We start from the raw sequence: 24907 nt of genomic DNA, 5'->3' as shown, positions 1-24907 counted from the left end.
TACGGCCGACTTCCGTGTTCGCAGAGTGATCACATGATCACTCTGCGAGGATGCCGGGTGGTCCGGATCAACGTCGCCATTCGGGGGGCCTCATGGCCGCACGCACGCTCGTTCCGCTACTCCTACCCGGCCTGCTGGCCGCCGCCGTGAGCACCGGCTGCTCCGGCGGCAACACCTCCTCCGCGGCTCCGGGGAAGCCGCAGGGGCCGCCCGCCCTCACCAAGGAGCAGGCGCAGCAGGTGCTCACGTCCTTCGCCTCGGGGATGAACCAGGCAGGGCTCAGATTCAGCGGCAGGACGCTGCGCACGGTCGAAGCCGACCCGCAGCTCACCATGGACGTCGCGGCGCTGAAGCTCCGCCGCGCCGTCCGGCAGCGCCCGCCCAAGGTGACCTTCACCCACACGACGTTCTACATCCCGCGCGTCGACGGCTACCCGCGCTGGTTCGCCGCCGACTCCGTCAGCGGCAAGGGCAAGCGGGCCCTGCGGCACGCGCTCCTGTTCACCCAGGCCGCGCCGAACGCGCCGTGGCTGCTCGCCGCCGACCCGTACCCGTCCGAACTCGCCCTCGGCCGCGTCGCGCTCGACCCGCAGGGGTACGCCACCCCGGTCGCCCCCGACGTCAAGGACCTCGCCATCGCTCCCGCGAGGCTCCCCAAGGCCCACGCCGCGCTCCTCACCGACGGGCCCCGCGCCTCCGGAGCCTCCGCCCTCGCGGACGGAGCGAAGACCAGCGAGACCTACAAGGCGCTCAAAGCCGGCGAGAAGACCCTGGCCGGGCGCGGCGTCACGCTCTCGTCCCGCTTCTCCCCCACCGAGTACAAGGTCTACGGGCTGCGCACCAAAGACCGCGGCGCCGTCGTCTGGTACGTCCTGAAACAGAACGAGGCCTACTCGGCCACCCAGCGGGGCAAACTCGCCGTCACCGGCGACCTCACGGGGCTCGCCCCGTCCGCCGCCGCCCGGACACGCCTGGACACCACCGTCCTCGTGCAGTACCTCGCCACCGTCCCGCCCAAGGGCCGCGTCACCATCAGCGGCATGTACCGCAAGGCCGTCACCGCCCAGGGCTCCTGAACCCCGTCGAGTGCCGGCCGGCCCGCTCCTCCTGACCGCTGCAGCGGAACCGGCCGGCGCTCGCCGGTATTTTGCTTTTTCTCCTCCTTCGGGCCTGGCGGCCCTCCATCGTCGATAAAAGCGGGCGATCGCTGGCATCGCTCCGGCTCGCCTTGCGGCTCGCTGCGCGATCAGATTCTCGCTTCGCTCGAATCTGCCTTCGGACGCGATCGCAACCATTCAGGTCGTCGCGTGGTCCTGTGGCGGCTGGGGTTGCTGTGCCTATGGCAGTGCTCTCCTCCTTCGGGCCTGGCGGCCCTCCATCGTCGGGCACTGCGGGCGATCGCTGGCATCGCTTCGACTCGCCTTGCGGCTCGCTGCGCGATCAGATTCTTGCTTCGCTCGAATCTGCCTTCGGACGCGATCGCAACCATTCAGGTCGTCGCGTGGTCCTGCGGCGGCTGGGGTTGTCGCGTCTGGTGGACCTTCTTGTGGTTCCGTGCGGGGTGGGGTTAGTGCGGTCGGTTTTGGTTGCTCGGTGCCAGGAGGCCGTAGGACGTCATGATCGCTAACGCTGTGCCGCCGGCTCCTACGCCTACGCCCAGTGCGGTGGCGATGATGGCTCCGGTCTCGCCGCAGGCCAGGAGGAGAAAAATGGTCACGGCGGCGATGTTGAAGCCCAGGGAGAGCGCGAGAGATATGCAGAGCTTGCGCATGCGGAGATCCACGGCGTCCTTTCAACGAAAGGCGATGAATGGCTTCGGGGGCCCGCCCTCGGTCCGGGGCGAACCACGCGGCGGGCCCAACGGTTGCGATCGCGTCCGAAGGCAGGTTCGAGCGAAGCGAGAACCTGATCGCGCAGCGAGCCCCTGGGCGAGACGAAGCGATGCCAGCGATCGCCCGCGTTTCTCGACGATGGAGGGCCTTCAGGCCCGAAGGAGGAGAGAAACGCCATGAACCCGCCCGCCGCGTGGTTTGAGGTGAAACCACGCGGCGGGCTCAGTGGCCGCGATCGCGTCCGAAGGCAGGTTCAAGCGAAGCGAGAACCTGATCGCGCAGCGAGCCCCTGGGCGAGACGAAGCGATGCCAGCGATCGCCCGCGTTTCTCGACGATGGAGGGCCCTCCGGGCCCGAAGGAGGAGAGAAATGCCATTTACTCAGCGGGCAGGCTGCTTGAGGTGACGAGGGTGCGGATGGCGCCTAGGGCTACCGAGAGGGTTGCCAGGTCGAAGCTGTCGCTTTCCCAGATCTCGCTCAGGGTCTGCTGGGCTCGTTGGACGGCCGGCTTGTTCTTGTCGGCCCAGTGGATCATTCGCTCCTCGGGGTTGCCGCCCGGCTCGCTGGTGACGAGGACGTCGCGGGTGAGGGCGGAGTGCGCGGCGTACAGGTCGTCGCGGAGGGCGGAGCGGGCCATCGAGCGCCACTTGTCGTCGCGCGGGAGCGCGATGATGCGTTCGCGCAGGCGGGACAGCTGGAGGCGGTCCGCCAGGTCGAAGTAGACCTCGGCGACCTCCTCCACCGGGCGCTGCGCGTCGTGCGCGATGCCGACCACGTCGAAGGTGGAGTAGGCGGGGACGAAGGTGGCGCACTGCTCGGCCAGTTCGTCCGGGACGCCCAGTTCGGCGAAGCCGTCGCGGCGCTGCTCGAAGGCGGCGAGGTCCAGGCCGACCAGGAGCTTCGACAGGCGCGCGCTCAGGGTGGCCGCGCCGCCGCGGAAGAAGTCGATCGTCTCCTGGATGTCGAACGGGGGCCGCCGGTTGTGCAGCAGCCAGCGGGCGCCGCGCTCGGTGAGCTTGCGCGCCTCCAGCCGCATCGCGACCTGCGTCGACTCCTCGACGTGGTGCGACAGGCTCTCCACCGACCGCCAGAACTTCGGCATCTCGAACACGTCGCGGGTGACGAGGTAGGCGCGGGCGATGTCGGAGGACGAGGCGCCCGTCTCCTCGTTCATCCGGAACACGTAGGTGGAGCCGCTCGCGTTGACCACGTCGTTCACCACGGCGGTCGTGATGATCTCGCGGCGCAGCGGGTGCCGGTCCATGTACGGGCGGAACCGCTCGCGCAGCGGCGTCGGGAAGTAGTCGACCAGCCACGACTCCAGGTAGGGGTCGTCGGCGAGGTCGGAGGCGACGAGGTCGGCGTCCAGGGCGAGCTTGGCGTAGGCGAGCAGCACCGAGAACTCGGGGCTGGTCAGGCCGAGGCCCGACTGGCGGCGCTCGGCGAGGGCCTTGTCGTCCGGCAGCGCCTCCAGGCGCCGTTTCAGGCGCCCGTCGCGCTCCAGCTTGCGCATGTACCGGGCGTGGACGTGCAGCATCGCGGGCGCCTGCGCGCGGGCCGCGGCGAGCACCACGTTCTGCGCGTAGTTGTCGCGCAGGACGAGCCGTCCCACCTCGTCGGTCATCTCGTAGAGCAGCCCGTCGCGCTGCTTGCCGGCGAGCTCCCCGTCCCGCACCGACTGGTCGAGCAGGATCTTGATGTTGACCTCGTGGTCGGAGGTGTCGACGCCCGCGGAGTTGTCGATGAAGTCGGTGTTGATCAGGCCGCCGCCGCGGGCGAACTCGATGCGGCCGAGCTGCGTCACGCCGAGGTTGCCGCCCTCGCCGACGACCTTGCAGTGCAGCTCGGCGCCGTCCACGCGGACGGGGTCGTTGGCCTTGTCGCCGACGTCGGCGTTGTTCTCGGCGGACGACTTGACGTAGGTGCCGATGCCGCCGTTCCACAGGAGGTCGACCGGCGCCCGCAGGATGGCCCGGATCAGCTCGAAGGGGGGAAGGCTCCTCACGCCGTCGCCGAGCCCGAGGACCGCCCGCATCTGCGGGGTGATCTGGATCGCCTTGACGGTGCGGGGGAACACGCCGCCGCCCCTGGAGACCAGCGAGGTGTCGTAGTCGGCCCAGCTGCTGCGCGGCAGCTCGAACAGGCGCCGGCGCTCGGCGAACGAGGCGGCGGCGTCCGGGGCGGGGTCGAGGAAGATGTGCCGGTGGTCGAACGCGGCGACCAGGCGGATGTGCTCCGACAGGAGCATCCCGTTGCCGAAGACGTCCCCGGACATGTCGCCGATGCCGACGACGGTGAAGTCCTCGTTCTGGATGTCCTTGCCGAGGGCCCGGAAGTGGTACTTCACCGACTCCCAGGCGCCGCGGGCGGTGATGCCCATCCCCTTGTGGTCGTAGCCGACCGAGCCGCCCGAGGCGAACGCGTCGCCGAGCCAGTACCCGTAGTCGGCGGCGACGCCGTTGGCGATGTCGGAGAACGTCGCGGTGCCCTTGTCGGCGGCGACGACCATGTAGGTGTCGTCGCCGTCGTGGCGGACGACGTCCGGCGGCGGGACGACCTTGCCGTCCACGAGGTTGTCGGTGAGGTCGAGCAGGCCGGAGATGAAGTCCTTGTAGCAGTCGATGCCGGCCTTCTGCCAGGCCTCCCGGTCCACGGACGGGTCGGGCAGCTGCTTGCCGACGAAGCCGCCCTTGGCGCCCGCGGGGACGATGACGGTGTTCTTCACCGCCTGCGCCTTGGCCAGGCCGAGGATCTCGGTGCGGAAGTCCTCGCGCCGGTCCGACCAGCGCAGCCCGCCGCGCGCGACGGACCCGAACCGCAGGTGCACGCCCTCGACCTTCGGCGAGTACACGAAGATCTCGTACATGGGGCGGGGCTGCGGCAGCTCCGGGATGCCCGCCGGGTCGAACTTCATCGCCAGGTACGGCTTGTTCTGGTAGTGGTTCGTGCGCAGGGTCGCCTGGACGAGGTCCAGGTAGGAGCGCAGGATGCGGTCCTCGTCGAGACTGGCGACGTCGTCCAGCTTGCCGCGGATCTCCTCGGTGATGCCGTCGCTGCGCTCCTCCTCGCCGCCCTGGAGCGTCGGGTCGAGCCTGCTCTCCCACAACCGGATGATCAGCCGGGTGATGGAGGCGTTGCGCAGCAGCACCTCCTCGAAGTACCGCTTGGAGAACGCGGCGCCCGCCTGCCGCAGGTACAGGGCGTAGGCCCGCAGGATCATCGCCTGCCACCAGGTCAGGCCGACGTGCAGGACGAGGGCGTTGAAGCCGTCGTTCTCGATGTCGCCGCGCCACAGCACCATGAACGCGTCCTGGAACAGGTCCTTGACGGCCTCCTCCGGGACGTCCGCGGGCGGCACGTACCGCAGCCCGAGGTCGTAGATCCAGAACCGGCGGCCGTCGGCGGTGTTGATCTCGTAGGGCCGCTCGTCGATGACCTCGACGCCCATGTTCTGCAGCAGCGGCAGCACCCGCGACAGCGAGATCGGCTCGCCCAGCCGGTAGATCTTCAGCCGCCGCTCGCCGGGCCCGGCGCCGGCCGGCCCGTACAGGTCGATCGAGGTGTCGGCGGCCTCGTCGAGCGCGTCGAGGCGGCGCAGGTCGGCGACGGCGGTGCGGGCCGGGAAGTCGGCTTTGTAGCCCTCGGGGAACGCCTCGCCGAACGAGCCGCCGAGCGTTCCGGAACGTTCCTCTCCGCACTGCTGGACGATCGCGTCGGCGAGGTCGTCCTCCCAGGAGCGGGTGGCGTCGGCGAGGCGCTCCTCCAGTTCCGGGACGTCCACGTCCGGCAGCGGGCGCCCGCGCTCGCCGCGGACCACGACGTGCAGCCGGGCCAGGTTCGACTCGGTGACGTTCGCGCTGTAGTCGACGCTGACGCCCTCGAACGCCTCCTTGAGCAGGTCCTGGATGCGCAGCCGCACCTTGGTGGTGTAGCGGTCGCGCGGCAGGTAGACCATGCAGGACATGAAGCGCCCGTACAGGTCCTTGCGCAGGAACAGCTTCAGCTGGCGGCGCTCGCGCAGCCGCAGCACGCCGAGGGAGATCTTCAGCAGGTCGTCCACCGAGATCTGGAACAGCTCGTCGCGCGGGTAGGTCTCCAGGATCTCGATGAGGTCCTGGCCGTCGTAGCTGTCGGGGGTGAACCCGGCGCGTTCCAGCGCCTCGTCGAGCTTGGGCCGCAGGACGGGGACGTGCGCGATCGACTCGCTGTAGGCGACGTGCGTGAACAGGCCGAGGAAGCGGCGCTCCCCGATCACCTCGCCGGCCGCGTCGAACTTCTTCACCCCGATGTAGTCCAGGTACAGGGGGCGGTGGACGGTGGAGCGGGAGTTCGCCTTGGTGAGGACGAGCAGGCGCTTCTCCGTCGCCTTCTCGCGGACCTCCGGCGGCAGCGCGGCGAAGCCGGCGGACTCGCGCTTGTCGTTGCGCAGGACGCCGAGGCCCGAGCCGGGCTCGGGCCGCAGGGCCGTGCCGTCCTCGGTGAGCGTGTAGTCGCGGTAGCCGAGGAAGGTGAAGTGCCCGTCGGCCAGCCAGTCGAGCAGCTCGACGCCCTCGGCGAGCTCCTTGTCGGACAGCGGCGGCGGGACCTCCTGGACCGCGGTCGCGATCTCGTGGGCGCGGGCGCGCATCTTGGGCTCGTCCTCGACGGCGACCCGCACGTCCTGCAGGACGCGGATCAGGTCCTTCTCCAGCACGTCCAGGAGGGCCTGGTCGGTGGTGCGGTCGACCTCGATGTGCATCCACGACTCGTCGACGTCGGCGTCGCTGTCGAGCTTGCCGCGGAACGCCCTGAGGTGGCCCGCGACGTCGCGGTCCACGCCCAGCAGCGGGTGGACGATCAGCTGGGTGGCGAGGTGGTGCCGGCTCAGCTCCATCGTCACCGAGTCGACCAGGAACGGCATGTCGTCCGTGACGACCTGGACGACGGTGCGGCCGGGGTTCCAGCCGTCCTCCTCCAGCGTCGGCGTGAAGACGCGGACCTTCGCGCGCCCCTGCGGCCGCTCCTCGGCGAGCGCGCGGTGCGCCATCGCGGGCCCGCAGATGCCGGCCGGGTCGCGCTCCAGCAGGTCCTCCCGCGCGACCTGGCGGTAGTAGAGGCGGAGGTAGGCGAGAGCCTCCTCCGCGTCCCCGCGCGCGTCCGGACGCCGCGCGCACGTCTCGGCGGCCCGCCGGAGCAGGTCGTCCTTCTCTTGATCGAGCATGCCGCTCATCGACAATCTCCCCTTGAGACCCATCGCCACCTCGTTGTGGCGCCGCTCACTGCACGAGCGTAACCAGGAATCGCCGCAAAGCCGACCTGGTCCCGTGCACGGCCGACGTGGCCTATCCCACCCTGCCAGGCGGCCCGGCACAGCTCAGGGTGATCTTGGAAAATCAGTGCCGCGCGTCAGCCCGCCGCCTGCGCGCCCGTGCCGGTGCCGGTTCCGGTGCCGGTTCCGGTGCCGCCGCCCCCGGGCTCGGTGCCGCCGCCACCGGGCTCGGTCGGGCCCGGGTCGGTGGGCGTGCCCGGGTCGGTCGGCGTGCCCGGGTCGGTGGGCGTCTCGCTCGGCGTCGGCCCGGTCGGCGTGTCGGTCGGCGTCGGGGAGCCCGTCGGCGTGGGGCTGTCGGTGGGCGTGGGGCTGTCGGTGGGCGTCGGCTCGTACGACGTCGGGGGCTCCTCCTCCACGGGCCGGCGAATCGGCGGCGGCGCGGTGCTGGGCTCGACGTCGGTCGACGCGGGCGGCGCGCTCGGGTCGCTGACCTTGCGCCCCGCCTTGCCGCTGTCGCCGGAGCCGAGGAGCAGGACGGAGGAGACCACGATGAGCGCGACGACCAGGGCGGCGGCCCCGGCGAGCGCGGCGGAGCGTCCGGAGCCGGCGAGGGAGCGGCGCAGGCCGCCGCCCTTGCCGCGGGCGCCGGGCATGGTGTCGACGGCGGCCCACTCGGCGGGCGTGCCCGGCGGGTCGGCCTCGTAGGCGTCCGGGACGGCCGCCCCCGCCGGCGCCGGGTAGGCGTCGTCGTCGAAGATCGGGCTCTCGTCGGGGACGGCGTCGCCGGCGAACGCGGCGGCGGGCTCGAACGCCTCGTCCTCGTCGCCGCCCACGGCCGCGAGGACGGATCCGGCGGCCAGCATCGCGGTCTCGTCGGTGTCGCCGGACGGGCGGGCGGCCGGACGCGCCGCGGCCTCCTCGTGCCCGAGCAGCCGCATCAGCACCTGCCGGGCGCCCGGCCGGTGCGAGGGGTCCTTCTCCAGGCAGTCGAGCACCAGGTCGCGCAGCGGCCCGTCGAGGCCGCCGAGCTTCGGCTCCTCGTGCAGGATCCGGTTGATCACCGCGGGGATGGTGTCCTGCCCGAAGGGCGGCTCCCCGGTCGCGGCGTAGGCCAGCGTCGCCGCCCAGCAGAACACGTCCGCGGGCGTCCCGACCTCGTCGCCGCTGATCTGCTCGGGCGCCATGTAGGACGGGGTGCCGATGACCCGGCTGGTGAGGGTGGTGCCGCCGCTGAGCGCGCGGGCGACGCCGAAGTCGATGACGCGCGGGCCGTCGGGGCCGATCAGCACGTTGTGCGGCTTGAAGTCGCGGTGCACGATGTCGGCCTGGTGGATCGCGGCGAGGGCCGTGGCGGTGCCGACGGCGAGCCGGTCGAGCACGGCGCCGGCGAGCGGGCCGCCCTCCAGCACCTGCTGGTTCAGCGAGGGGCCCGGCACGTACTCGCTGACGATGTAGGGGCGGTCGCCGGTCGCGTCGGCGTCGATCACCTGCGCCGTGCAGAACGGCGCCACCTGCTTGGCGACCTCCAGCTCGCGCAGGAAGCGGGCGAGCGCCTTGTCGTCGGACGTCAGCTCGGCGTGCAGCAGCTTGACCGCGACCTGCCGGCCGTCCTCGGCCACGCCGAGGAACACCGTGCCCTGGCCGCCCTCGCCCACCCGGCCGATCAGGGCGTAGGTCCCGAGCCGGTCCGGGTCTCCGGACCGCAGCGCCCCAACCTCCATGCGTGGAACCGTCCCTCTCCTTGATCGGCGAATCGCGCGTGCCCCCGGCCCGGATCGCCCCTCCGACTGTGTGACGCGCGAGCCCCGAGCTGAGTTCACCCGATCCCGCGACCATTCGGAGCGATATGGACGATCATCTCCGGGGGCCGGCTTTGGGTCGTAGACCACCCTAATGGCGTTACTTCCCCCAGCGCTGGGGGCGCGCCCACTGTCCTTACGGAAGCGGTGTTCCTGGCCGAGAAGTGTCGCTCGCGGAGCGGGGGCGTACAAGCGGAACGGTGCCACACGCGGGACACTGAGCCCATGGCGACACTCGACGGCCGCCGCGTTCGCACGCGCGCCGAACTCATGGACGAGCACGGGCTCGGGCGCAGCACCCTGGAGAAGTGGTACCGCGAGCGCGCCGCCAACGGCCACCCCGAGTCGGCGGGGACGGTCGGCTCCCAGCTCGCGTGGGACGCCGCCGACTGGGACCGCTGGTACGCGGCACGCCGGTCCCGCGACGTCCCGCCCGGCCTCGCCACCCGCGACGAGCTGGCGGAGCGCCACGGCCTCAGCCGCCACCGCCTCAAGCAGCTCTGGGCGGACCGCGCGTCCAACGGCCACCCGGGCGTCGCGCACCGCGCCGGCAAGGCCCTGTACTGGGACGAGGCCGCCTGGACGGCCTGGTACCGCGCCCTGGACGAGCGTCCCGCCGAGGAGGGGCCGGACGACCTGGTCACCCTGGCGGAGGCCGCCCGCATCCTCGGCCTGGCGCAGACGAGCGTCACCGTCTACGCCGGGCGCCCGCCCGCGGGCTGGCCGGAGCCCGCGCGGGTGGAGCCGCTGGGAGGAGGCCGCGTGCGGCGCCTGTACCGCCGCCGCGACGTCCTCGCCTACGCCGCCGCTAGGGGGTGAAGTGGGTGAGCACCTCGGGGTTGGCCATGGAGTCGCGGTTGGCGGCCCGGTCGACCGGGGTGCCCTGGAGGATCTTGCGGACGGGGACCTCCAGCTTCTTGCCGGACAGCGTGCGCGGGATGCCGGGCACGGCGGTGATCTCGTCCGGGACGTGCCGGGGCGACAGCGCCGACCGGATCCGCCGACGCAGGTCGGCCGCCAGCTCGTCGGTGAGCGAGGCGCCCTCCGCGAGCTGGACGTACAGGAGCAGCCGACCCTCCTGGCCGAGCCGGCCGGTGTCGATGACGAGGCTGTCGGTGATCTCGTCGAACGCCTCGACGACGCGGTAGAAGTCGGAGGTGCCCATGCGGACGCCGCCGCGGTTGAGGGTCGAGTCGGACCGCCCGTAGATCACGCAGCCGCCGTCCGGCCGGATCTTGATCCAGTCGCCGTGCCGCCAGACCCCCGGGTACATGTCGAAGTAGGAGTCGCGGTAGCGCGCGCCGCCCTCGTCGTTCCAGAAGAAGACGGGCATGGACGGCATGGGCTCGGTGATGACCAGCTCCCCCACCTCGTCGGTCACCGGCTTGCCGTCCTCTCCGAACGCCTCCACCTTGGCGCCGAGGCCGCGGCACTGGATGACGCCGGCGCGCAGCGGCAGGAGCGGCGACGGGCCGACGAAGCCGGTGCACAGGTCGGTTCCGCCGGAGAACGAGCCGAGCAGCAGGTCGCGGCCGACGGCGTCGTACACCCAGGCGAAGCCCTCGGGCGGGAGCGGCGAGCCGGTGGAGCCGATGCCGCGCAGGGCGGACAGGTCGAGTTCCTCGCCGGGGCGGCGCCCCTCCTTCACCGAGGCCGAGATGTAGGGCGCGCCGACCCCCATGTAGGTGACGCCGTTCTCGGCGGCGAGCGACCACAGGTCGAGGGGGGCGCCGTCGTACATGACGATGGCGGATCCCACCAGCAGCCCGCCGATGAGGTAGTTCCACATCATCCAGCCGGTGGTGGTGTACCAGAAGAACACGTCCTCAGGGCCGAGGTCCTGGTGGAAGGACAGCGCCTTGAGGTGCTCCAGGACCACGCCGCCGTGACCGTGCACGATCGGCTTCGGCAGCCCCGTCGTCCCGGACGAGTACACGACCCACAGCGGATGGTCGAACGGGACGTCCTCGAACTCCAGGGTGTCGTGGCCCTGGCGGGGCAGTTCGCCGTAGTGCAGGCCGACGCGCAGGCCCTCCGGCGTGGCGGCCGGGTCCAGGTACGGGACGAGCACGGTGGCGGCGAGGGTCGGCAGCGCGGCCTCGATCTCCGTGACGATCTCGCGGCGGTCGAACCGCTTGCCGTTGTAGGCGTAGCCGTCCACGGCGATCAGGACCTTGGGTTCGATCTGCGCGAACCGGTCGATCACCGAGGAGGAGCCGAAGTCGGGAGAGCACGACGACCAGACCGCCCCCAGCGAGGCCGTGGCCAGGAAGCAGACCAGCGCCTCGGGGATGTTCGGGATGTAGGCGGCGACCCGGTCGCCCCTGCCCACGCCGAGCTCCGCGAGGCCCGCGCGGACCTCCGCGACGTGCAGCGCCAGCTCCCGGTACGACAGGAGCCGGTGCCCGCCCGCCTCCGACCGGAAGACGACCGCGGTCTCGTCGGGCGTCTCCCGCGCCCGGCGCAGCGCGTTCGCCGCGTAGTTGAGGGTCGCGCCCGGGAACCACTCCAGCCCGTCGACCGGCATGGGGCCGCCCGTCCTGACGGGCCCGTCGCCGCGCTCGCCGACGACGTCGAAGTACGACCAGATCGCGTCCCAGAACGCGTCGACCTCCGTGACCGACCACTGCCAGAGCTCGTCGTAGGACTCCTTGAGGACGCCCCGGTCCCCCAGCCAGTGGGCGAACCGCGTCACCCGCGCGTTCGCGACCACCTCCTCCGACGGCTCCCACAGCGCCGAACCCTCGGATACCTCCCGGGCCATCTCTCTCCCTCCCCGCCGCGCCACGCTGCGCGGACATCCCAATATCGGGCCCGCCCGGCACACCGCGCAACCTGCCCGCCACGCCCGACGCCAAGCCCCCGAGCCGGTCCTATCGCAGGTCAAATCGCGTCGTCGGGCAACCCCGCGCCGCCACACAGAACCGGACCCGGGTATCCCCGGCTCCCACACACCCGGAAGAACCGGCGGCTTGGAGAGAGCACACCGGCGGGCACGGCGGTGTGTCGGCCGCCGTGCCGGGGCAGCGCCCCGCCCGGAGGGATCAGCCTCGCTGCGGGCGGCAGTTCCGGCCGTCGGCCCAGAGCGAGCCCTCGGCCCAGCCGGTGCGGCAGTGGTAGGTGTCGTCGTTGCGGCGGTCGACGACGGTGAAGTCCGAGAGCGGCCCCCACCGGCCGGGGTTGCAGTTCCGGCCGAAGACCTGCGGGGACCGCGACTCCACCTGCTCGCACACGACCATCTCTCCGGCGCGCTCCGCGGAGGCCTGGGCGGGGTCGGCCGGGGGCGTGGTGAGCAGGAGAGCGGCGGCGCCGAGGGCCGCGGCGAGGACGGTGGACAGGGCGACGGCACGACACGGCATGGCAATCACTCCTTGACGTCAAGTGATTACCCGAAGTTATCGAGGGTGTGCGGGCCCCGCCGCTTTTCCGAGGTGACAACCTTGTCTCAGCCGCGGGCCGTTCTCACATGCGGGTCAGGTCGGCGACCGCGCTCACCACCGCGTTCGTGTCGGCGAGCGTGGCGAGGACCCGGTCGGCGCCGGCCGCGCGCAGCTCGGCCTCGGTGGCGCTGCCCGTGGCGACGGCGATGATCGGCGAGCCGGCGATGTGCGCGGCCTGGACGTCGCGGGGCGAGTCGGCGACGTAGACGGTCGCGGACTCGGGGTAGCGGGCGCCGTGGCGCTCGCCGGCGCGGGTGCGGGCGAGTTCCAGGAGGGCGGCCTTGCTGTAGACGCCGTTCTCGTAGCCGCCGGCCTCCAGGTCGAGGCGGCCGGCGAGGCCCAGCTCGGTCACCTTCAGCACCGCGTTCGGCTGGAGGGACCCCGTCAGCACCGACTGGACGACGCCGGGCACGTGCGCCAGCGCCTCCACGGCCTCGCCAGCGCCGGCCAGGACGCGCCCGTGCGCGCGCAGGTCGGCGCGGCGGTTCGCGAACGCCTCGGCCAGCGCGTCGAAGAAGGCCGGGAGGTGGTCGTCGGTGGTGACGACGTCGTTGAACGCGAGGGTCTCGAAGATGATCTCGGATTCGGTGCGGCCGGGGGTGGGCGGCAGGCGCACGAGCGGGCGCCCGATGGTCCGCCGGAACGCCTCGGCGTAGGCGTCCCGGGTGATCCGCCCGACGTCGACCAGGGTGTGGTCGATGTTCCACAGCACGAGACGGTTCAGCGTCGACATCCCGTTCCCATGACGGCTCCAGGGGGTGTGCTCCAGCGCCGTCCAGCGGGCGGCGAGGCGAGCCTATCGTCAAGCCTGCCACCGCTTCGACCGGTCGTGAAGGGCCCCGGCCGGTCTCCCCGCGACGACCCGGCGAGCGCGCCTCAGCCCATGTGCGGGTAGCGGTGGTCGGTGGGCGCGACGAAGGTCTCCTTGATGGAGCGGGCGCTCGTCCAGCGGGTGAGGTTCAGGATCGAGCCGGCCTTGTCGTTGGTGCCGGACGCGCGGGCGCCGCCGAACGGCTGCTGGCCGACGATCGAGCCGGTCGGCTTGTCGTTGACGTAGAAGTTCCCGGCGGCGAAGCGGAGCCGCTCGGTGGCCGCGGCCGCGGCGGCGCGGTCGCCGGCGATGACGGCGCCGGTCAGGGCGTAGTCCGAGACGCCCTCCATCTGGGTGAGGACGCCGTCGTAGTCGGCGTCGTCGTAGACGTGCACGCCGAGGATCGGGCCGAAGTACTCGGTGGTGAAGATCTCGTCGGTCGGGTCGGACGACTCCAGGACCGTGGGGCGCACGAAGTAGCCGCGCGAGTCGTCCAGCTCGCCGCCCGCGAGGATCCGCACGGTGTCGGTCCGGCGGGCGCGCTCGATGGCGCGGCGGTGCTTGGCGAACGCCCGGTCGTCGATCACGGCGCCCATGAAGGCCGACAGGTCGTCGGCGACGTCGCCCACGGTGAGGGCGTCCACCTCGGCGCAGAAGTCGTCGCGCATGCCGTCCCAGATGGAGCGCGGGACGTAGGCGCGGGACGCGGCGGAGCACTTCTGGCCCTGGTACTCGAAGGCGCCGCGGACCAGCGCCGTCTTCAGCACGGCGGGGTCGGCGGACGGGTGCGCGACGACGAAGTCCTTGCCGCCGGTCTCGCCGACGATCCGCGGGTAGCCCCGGTAGCCGGAGATGTTCTCGCCGATCGTCCGCCAGAGCTGCTGGAACGTGGCGGCCGAGCCGGTGAAGTGCAGGCCCGCGAGCTCGGGATGGCGCAGGGCCACCGCGGAGACGGCGGCGCCGTTGCCGGTGACCATGTTGATCACGCCGGGCGGGAGGCCGGCGGCCTCCAGCAGGCGCATCGTGTGGTGGGCGGCGAGCTGCTGCGTCGGGGACGGCTTCCACACCACGACGTTGCCCATCAGGGCGGGCGCGGTCGGGAGGTTCCCGGCGATCGCGGTGAAGTTGAACGGGGTGATGGCGAGGACGAAGCCCTCCAGCGGCCGGTAATCCAGCCGGTTCCACACCCCCGGCGGCGACAGCGGCTGCTGCTCGTGGATCTGCTGGGCGAACCGCACGTTGAACCGCCAGAAGTCGATCAGCTCGCAGGCGGCGTCGATCTCCGCCTGCTGCACCGACTTGGACTGGCCGAGGATCGTGGCGGCGTTCACCGTGGACCGCCACGGCCCGGCGAGCAGCTCGGCGGCGCGCAGGAAGATCGCGGCGCGGTCGTCGAAGGACATGGCCCGCCAGCCCGGCGCCGCCTCCCGCGCCGCGGCGATCGCCTCGGTGACGTCGGCCTCGGTCGCCTCGCCCATCCGGCCGAGCACGTGCCCGTGGTCGTGGGGCTCCACGACGTCGACGGGCGTGCCCGCGCCCATGCGCCGCTCGTCCCCGATCGCCATGGTCAGCTCCGTCTGCGCGCCGCCCAGCTCCTTGATCCTGGCTTCCAGCGCGGCCCGCTCGGGGCTTCCCGGCGCGTACGTCCTGACCGGTTCGTTCATCGGAACCGGCACGGTGGTGACGGCGTCCATCTGGCGTCCCCCTGCGATCCGGCGGCATGGTCGGCGTGCCGAGGGACCTACCCCGCGCCGGGACCGCTAGTCGAGCAGGTGGACGAGTTCCTGGGTGGCGTACCAGAGGAGCTCGTGGCCCTCGGCGCCGTCCACGGTGAAGCGGGCGTCCTCGTCCCCCGCGTCGGCGGCCGCGAGGGCCTGCGCGGCGGCGTCGACGTCAGGGACGGCGTCGGGGTCGTCGACGTGGCCGGAGGCGATCCGCTTCCACGGGACGGCGGCCGCGAGCCGGACGAGGGCGCGGTCGCCGTTGCCGAGGGCCGCGTCGCCCGGCGTCCAGGAGACCTGGTCGTCGGGGACCTCGGCGGCCAGCACGACCCGGCGGCGCGGGACGGACGGGTCGGCGGCGAGCAGGCGCAGCGAGGCGCGGGCGGCGGCGGACATCGCCGCGTACTCCAGTTCCTCCTGGTCGCCGCCCGCGTACCACTCGCGCAGCGAGGGCGTGACGGCATGGGCGGCGAGCGGCGCGGGACCGATCTCGCGCGCGGTGTGGACGCCGGCGAGCAGCGTGAGCGTGGACGGCAGGTAGACGCGCATGACGGTCAGCAAGTCTGCCAGACGGTCAGGGCAGCAGACCCATTCCGCGCAGTTCGGCGATCGTGGTGTCGGGGGCGGTGTGCAGGATGCCGCGGATGCCGAGGGCCTGCGCGGCGCGGATGTTGTGCTCGATGTCGTCGATGAAGACGCACTCGGCGGCGTCCAGGCCGAGCAGGTCCAGGGCGTGCCGGAAGATCCGCTCGTCGGGCTTGCGCATCCCGACCTCGCAGGAGATGACGACCGCGTCGAAGAGCTCGGCGAACAGGTCGCGGGGGTACTCGTTGCCCCAGGAGTTCGACAGCAGGGCGGTGCGGGCGCCCGCGGCGCGGACCGCGTGCAGCGCGTCGTACATCGGCTCGACCGGGGCGAACGCGCCGAACATCCGGGCGATGAGCCCGGCGGCCTCGACGGGGCCGCCGTCGACGGTGAGCAGCTCGGCGGCGAGGAGCCGCTCGAACTCGGGGGTCGGCAGGGAGCCGTCCTCCAGGCCGTGGACGGGGTTCGTCCCGTCGCCGTCGTAGGCCTGCTTCACCCACGCCCGCATGACGGTCTTGTAGCGCTCGACGTCGATGCGGTCGGCGGTGAGCCAGACCTCGATGGCGTCGGCCAGGGGGGAGGTGAGGACGCCGCCCCAGTCGGTGATCACAGCTTTGACGCTCACGGGCCGATGGTAGGCGATCCCGGGCAAAGGGACCGAATCCCGTTCTGTCAGAATGCGGCGCATGGACTTCGAACTCAGCCCGAAGGCACGCGACTACCGGGACCGTCTCCAGGAGTTCATGGAGGAGCGCGTCCACCCGGCTGAGCCCGTCTACGCCGCCTGGCGGGCGCAGAACGACCCGCACGCGCTGCCGCCGGTCGTCGAGGAGCTGAAGGCCGAGGCGCGCGGGCGGGGGCTGTGGAACCTGTTCCTGCCGGACGTCTCCGGGCTGTCCAACCTGGAGTACGCGACGCTCGCCGAGCTGACCGGCCGGTCGCCCGACCTCGCCCCCGAGGCGGTCAACTGCGCGGCGCCCGACACCGGGAACATGGAAGTCCTGCACATGTTCGGCACGGACGAGCAGAAGGAGCGCTGGCTCCGGCCCCTGCTGGACGGCGAGATCCGCAGCGCGTTCGCGATGACCGAGCCCGAGGTCGCCTCCTCCGACGCCACCAACATCACCACCTCGATCGTCCGGGACGGCGACGAGTACGTGGTCAACGGCCGCAAGTGGTTCATCACCGGCGCCGCCGACGAGCGCTGCAAGATCTTCATCGTGATGGGCAAGACCGACCCGGACGGGCCGCCGCACCGGCAGCAGTCGCAGGTGCTCGTGCCGCGCGACGCCCCGGGCGTGACGGTCCTCCGGCACCTGCCCGTGTTCGGCTACCAGGACCAGCACGGCCATTCGGAGATCCTCTTCGAGGACGTCCGGGTGCCGGCGGCGAACCTGGTGGCGGCCGAGGGCGACGGGTTCATGATCGCGCAGGCGCGGCTCGGCCCCGGCCGCATCCACCACTGCATGCGGGCGCTCGGCATGGCGGAGCGGGCGCTGGAGCTGATGTGCCGCCGCGCCCTGTCCCGCGAGGCCTTCGGCGGGCCGCTGGCCGAGCAGGGCGTCGTCCGGGAGCAGATCGCCGAGTCGCGGATGGCGATCGAGCAGGCCCGGCTGCTGACCCTCAAGACCGCCTGGCTGATCGACCGGCACGGCGCCCGGGGCGCGCGGACGGAGATCGCCGCGATCAAGGTGGTCGTGCCGCGCGTCGCGCACGAGGTGCTCGACCGCGCGATCCAGGTGCACGGCGCCGCCGGCGTCTCCGACGACACGCCGCTGGCGGCGATGTACTCCTGGGTCCGCGCGATGCGCATCTTCGACGGCCCCGACGAGGTCCACGTCCGCACCGTGGCCCGCCAGGAACTCCGCCGCCACGAGAACTGATTTATTGCATTTCTCTCCTCCTTCGGGCCCGGAGGGCCCTCCATCGTCGATAAACGCGGGCGATCGCTGGCATCGCTCCGGCTCGCCTGGCGGCTCGCTGCGCGATCAGATTCTTGCTTCGCTCGAATCTGCCTTCGGACGCGATCGCGAGTGTCGGGGTCGTCGCTGGTTGCGGCGGTGGCCGGTGTTGTCGGGATCGCGGGCTGAGGTGAGGGCAGCGGTTCGCGCTTGCGGTGCTAGGCGGATCTGAGGCGTTGCAGGGCCTCTCGGACGCCGCCGTCGGTTTCCTCCAGGACCACCGTGGCGCGTTCCGCGGGGACCTCGCCGAGCAGTGAGACCAACGCGACGCGGGTGTTGCCGCCCGCCTCGGCCAGCGCGTTCTCGCAGGTGCGGGCGTCCATCCCGGTCGCCTCGGTGAGGATGCGCACCAGCCGGGCGCGCAGCTTGGCGTTCAGCGCGTTCACGCTGACCATCAGGTTGGAGTAGGTGCGCCCCATCCTGATCATCAGGGTGGTGGAGAAGGAGTTGAGCACCAGCTTGGTCGCGGTGCCCGCCTTCATCCGGGTGGACCCGCTGATCACCTCGGGCCCGGTGGCGAGCCCGATGTGCACCTCCACCTCGGCCCCGTACGGCGTGTGCGGGTTGCAGCTGATCAGGGCCGTGCGCGCCCCGACCGCGGCGGCGGCGCGCAGCGCCCCCACCACGTACGGGGTGCGGCCGCTCGCCGCGATGCCGATCGCCACGTCGCGCGGCCCGACGTCGAGGGCGTCCCGGCGGCCGAGGTCGACGTCGTCCTCCACGCCGGAGACGGCCTGCGACAGCGCGCCGGGCCCGCCGGCGTTGTGGGCCACGACGCGGCCCCAGATGCCGAACGTCGGGGGGAGTTCGGCGGCGTCGAGCACCGCGAGCCGGCCGGACGTGCCCGCGCCGAAGTAGTGCACGCGGCCGCCCGCGCGCAGGGACTCCACGGCGAGGTCGACCAGCCGGGCGACCTCGGGCAGCACGGAGCCGACGACCGTCGGCACGGTCGCGTCCTCAGAGTTGATCAGGCGTAGCACCTCCATGGTCGGCAGCGTGTCGACGTCGAGGGTCCGAGGGTTCCGTCCCTCCGTGGGGAGCTCGCAATCGATCACCGACGCCTCCGGTCGGGTCGCACGGTCCGTCCGCGGACCGCCTCGTACGTGGCTTCGAGGGCCTTGCGGGTAGACCCGTAGGTGCGCTGCGCAACTCCGACGAAGAGGCAGTCCACCACCGTGAGCTGCGCCAGCCGGCTGGCCGTGGCGCCCGAGCGGAACGTCGTCTCCCGGGCGGCGGTCGTGAGGATCAGGTCCGCGACCTCCGCGATGGGGGACTTCGGGAAGTTGGTGAGCCCGACGGTCCGGGCGCCCCGGGTCTTGGCGACCTCCAGCGCGTCGATGGTCTCCACCGTCGCCCCGGTGTGCGAGATGCCGATCGCCACGTCGCCGGGGCTCAGGACGGCGGCGCTGGTCAGCATGATGTGGGCGTCCGCCCAGGCGGAGCAGACCCGCCCGATGCGGTGCAGCTTCTGCTGGAAGTCGGCCGCGACGAACGCGCTCGCGCCGACGCCGTAGACGTCGACCCGGTCGGCGGCGACGACGGCGTCCACGACCTGCTCCAGCATCTTGATGTCGAGTTGGGACGCGGTCTCCTCGACGGCCCGCGCGTCGGCGAAGGTGACCTTCTCCACGATCTGCTCTAGCGAGTCGTCGGGGCTGATGTCGCTGCCGATGACCCGGCCACCGGAGGCGCTCTGGGCCCGCCCCGCCTCGGTGGCGAGGGTCAGCCGCAGCTCTGGATAACCATGGAACCCGATCGCCCGGCAGAACCTGATGACCGTGGTCTCGGAGGTGCCGCAGTTCTGGGCGAGTTCGGTGATGGTCGAGTTGGCGACCCCTTCGGGGTCGTCGATGACGCGTTGAGCGACTCGTCGCTCGGCGGGGGGCAGCGAGGGCAGCAGCGAACGGACCCGCACCACCGTGCTCAGCGGCGTGGCGTCCCTGTCCCTGCCCGCCGCGTCGTCCCGTGGCGCCGCGGGCTCCCCCGTGTTCCCCCGCTCGGGGCCCCGGTCGGGGCCGATGGGTTTCCTCATGGAAGAAATTTTCTTACGCGCTGGATGTCACGTCAACGTTAGGAAAGGCTACGGTCGCCATGTGTTGACCCATTTGGCCGGTCCTTACGTGGTCGGTATCGACGCGGGTGGCACGAAGACCCGCTGCGTCGTGCTGACGCTCGGGGGAGCCCTGGCCGGTTCCGGCACCGGCCCAGGGGCCAACCCCAACTCAGGAGGCGACACCGCCGGGGCGCTGACCACCGCCCTGCGGGAGGCGCTCGGGGATCTAGACCGTACCCACATCCTCACCGGCGTGTTCGGCATCGCCGGCGCCGGCTCGGCCGGCCGGCCCGCCGCGGTCGCGGCGGCCCGGCAGGCCTGGCAGGCCGTCGGGCTGCGCGGCTCGCCCGCCGTGGTGACCGACATCGCGGTGGCGTTCGCCGCAGGGACCAGCGAGCCCAAGGGCATCGTGGTGTTCTCCGGCACGGGCGCCGGCGCGGCGGTCATCAACGACGGCGCGATCGTGCAGCGCGCGGACGGCTACGGCTGGCTCGTCGGGGACGAGGGTTCGGCGGTGTGGCTCGGGAAGGAGGCCGTCCGGGCCGCGCTCGCCGCCTACGACGGCCGAGGCTCCCCGACGCTGCTCACCGATTCGGTCCCCCGAGCGCTGCTCGGCGCCACCGTGGTCGCGCAGATCGACTCGGAACGGCGAAGACCCCGCCACCCCAGGGCGCTGGCCATGGCCGGCGCCCCTTCGCCTTCACCGGGCTCCTCCGCGCTGTCCACCGGCGGGGGCTCCCCCGGCGGGCGCACCGGAACCGCCGTCCTCGCTCCTGGATCCGCCTACCCGCCGTCCGCCCGCTACCCCGTCCCCGGCAACGGGCCGCCGGGCCCGCACGGACCGCCGTGCCACCCCGAGTCTCCCGGCACCCCGCCCAATCCCCGCCTCGCCCAGGCGATCATCAAGGAGGTGTACGGCCGCCCGCCCGCGGCCCTCGGCCGCCTCGGCCCGGTGGTCGCCGCCGCCGCGGCCGCCGGCGATCCCGTGGCCAGGCGCATCACCGACGAGGCGGCGCAGTGGCTGCTGGCCGACGTCGACGCGGTGCGCCCGGCCTTGTCCGACCCCTGCGCACCGGTCGTCATGCACGGCTCGGTGCTCCGTGAAGGCCCCGTCGCCGAGGCCGTCCGCTCCGGGTTGCGCGCCCGCTTCGCCGAAGCGCCGCGCAGCGCCGGAGACGGGGCCGTCGGCGCGGCCGGGCTGGCGCTGCGCCGCCTCGGCCACCCCTTGCCGGGCTGAGCGCCGCCCGCCCTCGCGGCGAAGGGCCCGCCCGGCCCCGGCCCGGCCGATCCGGCCCGGCCGCCGGTCCATCGCGATGGACCCCACATGATCCGACACCGCTCGCGGTCCGGGGTCCATCGTGATCGCCGTGTGACCGCCGGGACCGCAGAGCCCCGTGATCCGTCCAGATCGTCCAGGTCGCCGGCGTCGTCCAGATCATCTGGATCGTCCGGGTCGCCGGAGTCGACAGCGGCGCGGGGAGCGGCTACGGTCGCGGGCGTCCGATGCGACCGAGTAACCGAGACCACGTCGGGGGGCCTGGTCAGGTGCGTGCTTCACGTTCACTCGCGCTCGCGGCGGCGGTGTCCGCGCTGGTCGCGGGGGCCGCGGGCTGCGGCGGCGGGAACGGCGAGGGCGGGCGGACGCCGTCCGCCGGATCCGCCGCGCCCGGCGCCCCGCGCACGCCCGCGCCGGACGCCTGGATCCCCGGCCGGGTCGCGAAGATGAGCGTGGCCGAGAAGGTGGGGCAGCTGTTCGTCCCGACGTTCTCCAGCCGCGCCGACGCGCTCACCAAGATCAGGAAGTACCGCGTGGGCGGGCTGATCTACTTCCCCGGCAACATCGGCACCCCGGCGCGGACGGCCGCGCAGTCGAACGCCCTGCAGAAGGCCTCGAAGATCCCGCTGCTGCTCGGCGTGGACGAGGAGCAGGGCATCGTGTCGCGGACGCCGTTCGTCACGACGTTCCCCGGCAACATGGCGCTCGGCGCGACCCGCAGCCCGGCCGACGCCCGCGCCGCCGCCCAGGTCACCGGCGCCGAGCTGCGCGCGGTCGGCATCAACCTGGACTACGCGCCGGACGCCGACGTGAACGTGAACCCGCGCAACCCGGTGATCGGGCTGCGCTCCTTCGGGTCCGACCCCGCCCTGGCGTCCACGCTCGTGCGGGGCGCGGTCGGCGGCTTCCAGGCGGCCGGGGTCGCGGCGGCGGCCAAGCACTTCCCCGGCCACGGCGACACCGCGACCGACAGCCACACCGGCCTGCCGGTGATCCGGCATTCGCGGCGGACGTGGGAGCGGCTGGACGCGCCCCCGTTCCAGGCGGCGATCGCGGCGGACGTCGACCTGATCATGACCGCCCACATCGTGGTCCCGAAGCTCGACGCGTCGGGCGACCCGTCCACGCTCTCCAAGACGGTCCTGACGGGGCTGCTGCGCGGAAAGCTGGGCTACCAGGGCGTCATCACCACCGACTCGCTGGAGATGGCCGGGGTCCGCGAGAAGTACGGCGACGCCGGCGTCCCGGTCCGGGCGATCAACGCGGGCGCCGACCAGCTGCTGATGCCGCCCGACCTGCCGCGCGCCTACGACGCCGTGGTGAAGGCCGTCCGGACCGGGAAGATCACGCAGAAGCGGCTGGACGAGTCCGTCACGCGGATCCTCAGGCTCAAGCAGCGGCGCGGCCTGTTCCAGGGGACCGCCGCCGATCCCGCCAAGGCCGCGGCGGCGGTCGGCACGCCCGCGAACAAGGCCGTGGCGCGGCGTGTCGCCGAGCACTCGGTCACCCTCGTCCGCAACGACGGCGGCGTGCTGCCGCTCAAGGGCAGGAAGGTCGCCGTGACCGGGCCGGACAGCGCCCGGCTCCAGGCGGCACTGCGCCGCCGGGGGGTCGCGGTCACCGCGCCCGGGTCGGCCGACGTCGTGGTGCTGACCACGGTGAACGCGGGGGCGGCGACCGCGTCCCGGATCCGGGCGCTCGGCTCCAGGCCGGTGGTCGTCGCCGCGCTCGGCCGCCCCTACGACCTCGACTCGGCGGGCGGCGCGAAGGCGACCCTCGCCGCCTACTCCTCCAGCCGGGTCTCGGTGGACGCGCTCGCCGGGGTGCTGAGCGGAGCGGTGAAGCCCACGGGCAGGCTCCCGGTGCCGGCGGGCGGGAAGCCCGCCGGGCACGGGGCGGGCTACCGGTAGGGGCCGCCCGCCCCGGGGGAAACGATGGACGCGGGAGCCGGTCTGCTGGGAAGATCGGGCCGCCTTCGCGCTCCCAGGAGGTCCCCGTGCGCGTCCGCCCGTCCCTCACCGCCCTGGCTCTGCTTCCGCTGCTGGCGGCGTGCGGGAGCGGCGACGAGGTCACGATGCCGCCGCTGACCCCCGAGCCCGGCGACTCCCGGCCCGCCGGGACGTCCCCCGCCGCGGCGCCGCGGCAGACCCTCCCGGCGCGGCTGGCGCTCTACAGGTACCTGCGCGGGATCTCGGTGGGCAGCGCCAGGGCCTGCGCGTACCTGGCGCCCGCCTACGAGCGGCGCGTGTTCGGCGGGCCCGGCCGCTGCCGTTCGGGGCTGGGCCGGGCCCGCGCGAGACTGCGCCCTCAGGACCTCGCGGCGCTGCGCGGCGTGACCGTCCCGACCTGCGAGGAGGGGCCGGGCGCCGGGGAGTGCACCGTCCGGTTCGAGCACCTGCGGTGGAAGGGCGCGCCCGCCCGGCCCGGCGGCCTGCTCGCCGCGAGCTTCGTCCTGCGCGGCGACGGGAACCGCTGGCAGGTCGCGGGCTGACCGCGGGTCACAGCCCGAGCTCCGCCAGCCCGGGCAGGTGGGCGCGGGCCGCCTCCCTGGCCTGCCCGGCGGTGCGGGCGGCGCGGGCCGCCGTCGCCGCCGCACGGCACTCCTCCAGCGTGTGCCGCGCGAGCGCGGCCCGCACCAGCGGGAGGGACGGCGCGCTCATCGACAGCGACGTCACGCCGAGGCCCACCAGCACGCACGCCAGCGCCGGGTCGGCGGCCGCCTCCCCGCACACCCCGCACGGGACGCCCGCGCCGGCCGCGGGGGCGACCAGGTCGAGGACGGCGGGCTGCCACGGGTCCTGGAGATGCGCGAGGCCGCCGATCTGCCGGTCCGCCGCGCACGCGTACTGGGTGAGGTCGTTGGTGCCGATGCTGAAGAACTCCACCTCGGGCGCCAGATCGCGGGCGCGCAGCGCGGCGGCGGGCACCTCGATCATGACGCCGGGATGCTCGACGCCGGCCTCCCGGCACGCGGCCGCGAAGGAGGCGGCCTCCTCGGCGTCCGTCACCATCGGCGCCATGACCTGCAACTTGACGCCGAGGCCCGCGGCGGCGCGGGTCAGCGCGGCGAGCTGGGAGGCCAGCACGTCCGGGTGGCGGCGCATCATCCGCAGGCCCCGCTCGCCAAGCGCGGGGTTGGGCTCCTCGCCGGGGGCGGGCAGGAACGCCAGCGGCTTGTCGGCGCCGGCGTCGAGCGTCCGGACGACCACGCGGCCCTCCGGGAACGCCTCCAGCACCTTCCGGTACGCCTCCTCCTGCTCCTCGTCGGACGGCGGCGCCGCGCGGTCGAGGAACAGGAACTCCGTCCGGTACAGGCCGACGCCCTCGGCGCCGTTCGCCAGGGCCGCCTCCACGTCCTTCGGGCCGCCGACGTTCGCCAGCAGCGGGACCGGGTGCCCGTCCCTGGTCGCGCCCGGCCCGGTGGACTCCTGCAGCGCGGACGCGCGGGCGGCGGCCGCGGCCCGCGCCTCGGCCACCTGCGCATCGGACGGGTCGGGGAGCACCGTCCCCGCCGCGCCGTCGACCAGGACCCGGATCCCCTCGGCGAGCGAGGCGGCGCCGGGGAGCGCGACCACGGCCGGGACGCCCATCGTCCTGGCCAGGATCGCGGTGTGGCTGGTGGGGCCGCCCTCCTCGGTCACGAACGCCACGACCTGCGCCGGGTCGAGGACGGCCGTGTCCGCCGGGGCGAGGTCGCGGGCGACGAGCACGAACGGCTCGTCGGACTCCGGGACGCCCGGCACCGGCAGGCCGAGCAGCCGCGCGACGGCGCGGTCGCGGATGTCGTCGAGGTCGGTGACCCGCGCGGCCATGTACTCGCCGGCCCCGGCGAGCATCTCCCGGTAGACGCCGAACGCCTCGAACACGGCGCGCGCCGCCGACGTCCCCTCGCCGACCCTGGCGCCGACGCCGTCGGCGAGGCCGGGGTCGCGGGCCATCAGCGCCTGCGCGTTCAGCACGTCCCGCCCGTCGGTGTTGCCGGCGGCGGCGGCGCGCTCACCGCGCTCCTCCAGGTCGGCGGCGACGGCCTCCAGCGCGGCCAGCGCGGAGTCGCGCTCGGCGCCGGCGTCGCCGCCGTGCCGCGACCCGGCGGGCGGCTCCGGGACGGCCCCGGCGATGGTGCGCACCGGCCCGGTCCCGACGCCGGGGCTGACGCCCGCGCCCTGCATCACCTCGCCCAT

The 24907-nt window shown here is 73.2% G+C and carries 18 protein-coding genes; 6 read left to right on the top strand and 12 right to left on the bottom strand.

Annotated features, from left to right (window positions below):
- The first annotated feature begins 92 nt into the window (after window positions 1–92).
- A complete protein-coding gene (locus tag ACQEU6_RS35755) occupies window positions 93–1076 on the top strand; it encodes a DUF8094 domain-containing protein (RefSeq protein ID WP_499337935.1) in 984 nt (327 codons plus the stop codon).
- A 491-nt stretch (window positions 1077–1567) separates the two neighbouring features.
- Here the strand turns inward: ACQEU6_RS35755 and ACQEU6_RS35750 are convergent, their stop codons facing one another.
- From ACQEU6_RS35750 to ACQEU6_RS35740, 3 genes are all read right to left on the bottom strand, one after another.
- Complete coding sequence (locus ACQEU6_RS35750) at window positions 1568–1771, bottom strand: hypothetical protein (protein ID WP_499337933.1); 204 nt, start codon at window positions 1769–1771, stop codon at window positions 1568–1570.
- A 437-nt stretch (window positions 1772–2208) separates the two neighbouring features.
- A complete protein-coding gene (locus ACQEU6_RS35745; RefSeq protein ID WP_499337931.1) occupies window positions 2209–7041 on the bottom strand; it encodes an NAD-glutamate dehydrogenase in 4833 nt (1610 codons plus the stop codon).
- Window positions 7042–7217: 176 nt separating this feature from the next.
- The gene (locus tag ACQEU6_RS35740) at window positions 7218–8801 is read right to left on the bottom strand and encodes a serine/threonine-protein kinase (protein ID WP_499337929.1); all 1584 of its coding nucleotides are present in this window, start codon (window positions 8799–8801) and stop codon (window positions 7218–7220) included.
- A 303-nt stretch (window positions 8802–9104) separates the two neighbouring features.
- On the opposite strand from ACQEU6_RS35740, the gene ACQEU6_RS35735 reads away from it, so the two are divergent.
- Window positions 9105–9698 carry a hypothetical protein gene (locus ACQEU6_RS35735; protein WP_499337927.1) on the top strand — a complete coding sequence of 198 codons (594 nt, stop codon included), beginning with the start codon at window positions 9105–9107 and terminating at the stop codon, window positions 9696–9698.
- Here the strand turns inward: ACQEU6_RS35735 and ACQEU6_RS35730 are convergent.
- The 6 genes from ACQEU6_RS35730 to ACQEU6_RS35705 form a co-directional block, all read right to left on the bottom strand.
- Entirely contained in the window at window positions 9688–11643 is a 1956-nt protein-coding gene (locus tag ACQEU6_RS35730; protein ID WP_499337926.1) for an acetoacetate--CoA ligase, read from the bottom strand. The two genes, ACQEU6_RS35735 and ACQEU6_RS35730, sit on opposite strands and share 11 nt — an antisense overlap.
- A gap of 280 nt (window positions 11644–11923) precedes the next feature.
- Window positions 11924–12238, bottom strand: a complete 315-nt coding sequence (locus tag ACQEU6_RS35725) for a hypothetical protein (RefSeq protein WP_499337924.1) — start codon at window positions 12236–12238, stop codon at window positions 11924–11926.
- Window positions 12239–12341: 103 nt separating this feature from the next.
- Window positions 12342–13052 (bottom strand): HAD family hydrolase, encoded by a 711-nt coding sequence (locus ACQEU6_RS35720; protein WP_499337922.1) that lies wholly within the window; start codon window positions 13050–13052, stop codon window positions 12342–12344.
- Window positions 13053–13195: 143 nt separating this feature from the next.
- The gene (gene pruA, locus ACQEU6_RS35715) at window positions 13196–14824 is read right to left on the bottom strand and encodes an L-glutamate gamma-semialdehyde dehydrogenase (protein WP_499337920.1); all 1629 of its coding nucleotides are present in this window, start codon (window positions 14822–14824) and stop codon (window positions 13196–13198) included.
- A 66-nt stretch (window positions 14825–14890) separates the two neighbouring features.
- Window positions 14891–15400, bottom strand: coding sequence for a DUF6912 family protein (locus ACQEU6_RS35710; RefSeq protein ID WP_499340470.1), 510 nt, complete (start codon window positions 15398–15400; stop codon window positions 14891–14893).
- A gap of 25 nt (window positions 15401–15425) precedes the next feature.
- Entirely contained in the window at window positions 15426–16061 is a 636-nt protein-coding gene (locus ACQEU6_RS35705; RefSeq protein WP_499337918.1) for an HAD family hydrolase, read from the bottom strand.
- A 61-nt stretch (window positions 16062–16122) separates the two neighbouring features.
- Here ACQEU6_RS35705 and ACQEU6_RS35700 point away from each other — a divergent pair, with 61 nt between their 5' ends.
- Complete coding sequence (locus ACQEU6_RS35700; protein WP_499337916.1) at window positions 16123–17319, top strand: acyl-CoA dehydrogenase family protein; 1197 nt, start codon at window positions 16123–16125, stop codon at window positions 17317–17319.
- Between the two features lie 236 nt (window positions 17320–17555).
- On the opposite strand, the gene ACQEU6_RS35695 is transcribed toward ACQEU6_RS35700, so the two are convergent.
- Both ACQEU6_RS35695 and ACQEU6_RS35690 read right to left on the bottom strand, forming a co-directional pair.
- The gene (locus tag ACQEU6_RS35695; protein WP_499337914.1) at window positions 17556–18452 is read right to left on the bottom strand and encodes an N-acetylmuramic acid 6-phosphate etherase; all 897 of its coding nucleotides are present in this window, start codon (window positions 18450–18452) and stop codon (window positions 17556–17558) included.
- On the bottom strand, window positions 18449–19429 hold the full coding sequence (locus ACQEU6_RS35690) for a MurR/RpiR family transcriptional regulator (RefSeq protein ID WP_329085823.1): 981 nt from the start codon (window positions 19427–19429) through the stop codon (window positions 18449–18451). The genes ACQEU6_RS35695 and ACQEU6_RS35690 overlap by 4 nt, the downstream gene beginning before the upstream one ends.
- A gap of 61 nt (window positions 19430–19490) precedes the next feature.
- Here ACQEU6_RS35690 and ACQEU6_RS35685 point away from each other — a divergent pair, with 61 nt between their 5' ends.
- The 3 genes from ACQEU6_RS35685 to ACQEU6_RS35675 all read left to right on the top strand — a co-directional run bounded on the left by ACQEU6_RS35685 (window position 19491) and on the right by ACQEU6_RS35675 (window position 23217).
- Window positions 19491–20687, top strand: coding sequence for an N-acetylglucosamine kinase (locus ACQEU6_RS35685; RefSeq protein ID WP_499337912.1), 1197 nt, complete (start codon window positions 19491–19493; stop codon window positions 20685–20687).
- A gap of 308 nt (window positions 20688–20995) precedes the next feature.
- Window positions 20996–22636, top strand: coding sequence for a glycoside hydrolase family 3 protein (locus ACQEU6_RS35680; protein WP_499337910.1), 1641 nt, complete (start codon window positions 20996–20998; stop codon window positions 22634–22636).
- 86 nt (window positions 22637–22722) lie between these two features.
- Window positions 22723–23217, top strand: a complete 495-nt coding sequence (locus ACQEU6_RS35675) for a hypothetical protein (RefSeq protein ID WP_499337909.1) — start codon at window positions 22723–22725, stop codon at window positions 23215–23217.
- Between the two features lie 7 nt (window positions 23218–23224).
- Here the strand turns inward: ACQEU6_RS35675 and ptsP are convergent, their stop codons facing one another.
- Window positions 23225–24907: a phosphoenolpyruvate--protein phosphotransferase gene (ptsP, locus tag ACQEU6_RS35670; protein WP_499337908.1), complete on the bottom strand. Its 1683-nt coding sequence runs from the start codon at window positions 24905–24907 to the stop codon at window positions 23225–23227.

The organism is Spirillospora sp. CA-108201 (assembly GCF_050936235.1).
Classification (GTDB): domain Bacteria; phylum Actinomycetota; class Actinomycetes; order Streptosporangiales; family Streptosporangiaceae; genus Spirillospora.
This window is presented reverse-complemented; position numbering and strand designations above follow the sequence as displayed.